Origin of the sequence: Mesorhizobium sp. M5C.F.Ca.IN.020.29.1.1 (genome assembly GCF_003997375.1) — a bacterium.
GTDB classification, from domain to species: domain Bacteria; phylum Pseudomonadota; class Alphaproteobacteria; order Rhizobiales; family Rhizobiaceae; genus Mesorhizobium; species Mesorhizobium wenxiniae.
In genome coordinates this window covers 1-2943 of record NZ_RZSW01000646.1, presented here as the reverse complement: position 1 = coordinate 2943, position 2943 = coordinate 1, and the positions used below count along the sequence as shown (strand labels likewise).

Below are 2943 nucleotides of genomic sequence, written 5' to 3'. Positions count from 1 at the left end.
GCGTAGGCACCATGCGAGCGCGCGGCGAACTGCCCGGGGCACCTGCCACGCGTGTGGCAATCGCCACGCTCCCGCCGTTGGACCGCGGCAAGCAGGTTATGGAAGCGCTAGCCGACTATGTCGAGCGCGCTGCGCTGAAGAGCGGTGACCGGCTTCCGACCGAACGCGAATTGATGGCCGCGCTTTCCGTCGGGCGCTCGACGATACGCGAGGCGATGGGGCGTTTCGAAGCGCTCGGCGTCACCGAGACCCGCAAAGGCAGCGGCACCTACCTGCTGAAGCCGATATCCGCCGGCACGATCCATTTGCCGCTGTCGCTCGATACGGCAGAGCTGCGCGATGGCCTCTTGCACACCCTCGAGGTACGCCGCGGCATCGAGGCCGAGGCTAGCATGGTCGCGGCGCGGCGGCGGACAGTCGACGATCTGCGGACGATCGAGGAAAAACTCATCGAGATGGAGCGCGTCCATCTCGCCACCGGCACGTCGGGTCCGGAAGACTTGGCCTTTCACCTGGCCGTCTATGACGCCACGCACAACCCGCTTTTCCGCCAACTCCTGGGGCAGATGCGCGAAGCTTTCGAGCGCTTCTGGGACCATCCTTTCGACCGGCAGGATTTCGCGCGGCGATCGTTTCCGTATCACCGCGAGCTGTTCGATGCCATCGTCGCCAGGAACGCGGAGCTGGCGCGCGGAAAAACGCTGAAGATCCTCGAGATCGTGGCAGAGGATATCGAGGAAATGTCGAAATGAACGGTGCCGATTTTTTCGACCAGGCGTCGCTGATCGCCGCCCATGACGAGGGCAACGCCTTCGATGCCGTCGTTCCGCCGATCGTGCAGACCTCGCTCTTCACCTTCCCGAACTATGACGAGATGCTCGAGACATACCGCGGCGAAAAAGTGCGGCCGACCTACACGCGCGGGCTGAACCCGACCGTGCGCATGTTCGAGGAAATGCTGGCAAAACTGGAGGGCGCTGAGGACGCCATTGGTTTTGCGAGCGGCATGTCCGCCATCTCATCGGCAGTGCTGAGCTTCGTCGAACCGGGCGACCGCATTGTCGCGGTCAGGCATATCTACCCGGACGCGTTCCGGCTGTTCGGGACGCTGCTCGCGCGCATGCGCATCGAGGTGACCTATGTCGACGGGCGCGACGAGGCGGCTGTCGCGAGCGCCCTGCCTGGCGCCAAGCTGTTCTATATGGAAAGCCCCACCAGCTGGGTCATGGAAACGCATGACATCGGTGCGCTCGCTGCGCTGGCAAGGTCCAGCGGCATCCCGACCATCATCGACAACAGCTGGGCCAGCCCGGTCTTCCAGCGGCCGCTGTCGCTCGGTGTGGACGTTGTGGTCCACTCCGCATCCAAGTATCTGGGTGGCCACAGCGATGTCGTGGCCGGAGTGGTCGCGGGCTCGAAGGACTTGATCGGCCGCATCCGCGGCGAAGCCTATCCATATCTCGGCGGCAAGCTGTCGCCATTCGACGCCTGGCTCTTGATCCGCGGCTTGCGCACGCTGCCGATCCGGATGCGCGCGCATCAGGCCTCCGGCCTCGAAATCGCACGGCGCCTGCAGGATCATCCGATCGTGGAGAAGGTCTGTCATCCGGGGTTGGCCAACCAGCTTCCTGCGGGGCTCACCGGCACGTCGGGCCTGTTCTCATTTGTCTTCCGCGACGGCATCGATATCCGCACGTTTGCCGACCGCCTCAAGCTGTTCAAGCTGGGCGTGTCCTGGGGCGGCCACGAAAGCCTCATTGTGCCCGGCGAAGTCGTGCTGCAGCAGAAGGCCCAACCCAATTCCGCGATGGCGTTCGGCGTCCATCCGCGGTCCGTGCGTCTCCATGTCGGCCTTGAGGGAACCGAGGCGCTGTGGAGTGACCTGGAAACGGCGATCGACGCCGCGTCCGAAGAAAAGACCTGAAGCAACCAGACAAGAAGGGAACGGAAAATGAAGAAGCTTCTTATCGCCGCATTCGCCACCGTACTGATGTCGGGTGCTGCACTCGCCGACACGACGCTGAAGCTCGTGGAGGTGATCACCAGCCCCGAGCGCACCGAAACCCTGAAATCGATCGTCTCCAAATTCGAGGCTGCCAACCCGGGCACGAAGGTCGAAATCATCTCGCTGCCCTGGGGCGAGGCGTTCCAGAAATTCGCGACCATGGTGTCCGCCGGCGAAATCCCCGACGTCATGGAGATGCCGGACACCTGGCTCTCGCTCTATGCCAACAACGGCCTTCTCGAAAGCCTCGAACCCTATCTTGCCAAATGGGAGCACACCTCGGGCCTCACCGATCGCGCGCTTGAACTCGGCCGCGACGTGAACAACACCGCCTACATGCTGCCCTATGGCTTCTATCTCCGGGCGATGTTCTACAACAAGAAGCTGTTCCAGGAGGCTGGTGTCGCCGAGCCGCCCAAGACGATGGACGAGTTCGTGGCGGCGTCGGAGAAAGTTTCCAAGCTTCCGGGCAAATACGGCTACTGCCTGCGCGGCGGGCCGGGCGGCCTCAACGGCTGGATTATGTTCGGCGCAACGATGGCCGGGTCCAACAAATTCTTCAACGACGACGGCACCTCGACGATGAACAGCGAGGGCTGGATCAAGGGACTGACCTGGGTCGTCGATCTCTACAAGAAGGGATTGGCACCGAAGGACAGCGTCAACTGGGGTTTTAACGAAATCGTCGCCGGATTCTACACCGGGACTTGCGCAATGCTTGATCAGGATCCGGACGCACTGATCGCGATAGCCGAGCGGATGAAGCCGGAAGACTACGGCGTCACGACCATGCCGAAGGGGCCGTCCGGCAAGACGTTCCCGACCATCGGCTATGCCGGTTGGTCGATGATGGCGGCCAGCCAGAACAAGGACCTGTCCTGGAAGCTGATCGAAACGCTTGAAGGCCCCGAGGGCAACGTCGAGTGGAACAAGCGCAC

General features: G+C 62.8%; 3 protein-coding genes. All 3 read left to right on the top strand.

All coding sequences use genetic code 11. From position 1 onward, the window contains the following. Positions 1-11: 11 nt before the first annotated feature. Positions 12-752 carry a FadR/GntR family transcriptional regulator gene (locus EOA85_RS31450; protein ID WP_127212333.1) on the top strand — a complete coding sequence of 247 codons (741 nt, stop codon included), beginning with the start codon at positions 12-14 and terminating at the stop codon, positions 750-752. Further along, the gene (locus EOA85_RS31445; RefSeq protein ID WP_127212332.1) at positions 749-1924 is read left to right on the top strand and encodes a PLP-dependent transferase; all 1176 of its coding nucleotides are present in this window, start codon (positions 749-751) and stop codon (positions 1922-1924) included. Before EOA85_RS31450 ends, EOA85_RS31445 begins: the two co-directional genes overlap by 4 nt. A 27-nt stretch (positions 1925-1951) precedes the next feature. Then, positions 1952-2943 (top strand): sugar ABC transporter substrate-binding protein (locus EOA85_RS31440; protein WP_164760004.1); only part of this gene is annotated, 992 nt, incomplete at its 3' end.

Coding starts and splice junctions, on each gene's coding strand:
- EOA85_RS31450 (WP_127212333.1), top strand. CDS start 12: ATGCGAGCGCGCGGCGAACTGCCCGGGGCACCTGCCACGCGTGTGGCA.
- EOA85_RS31445 (WP_127212332.1), top strand. CDS start 749: ATGAACGGTGCCGATTTTTTCGACCAGGCGTCGCTGATCGCCGCCCAT.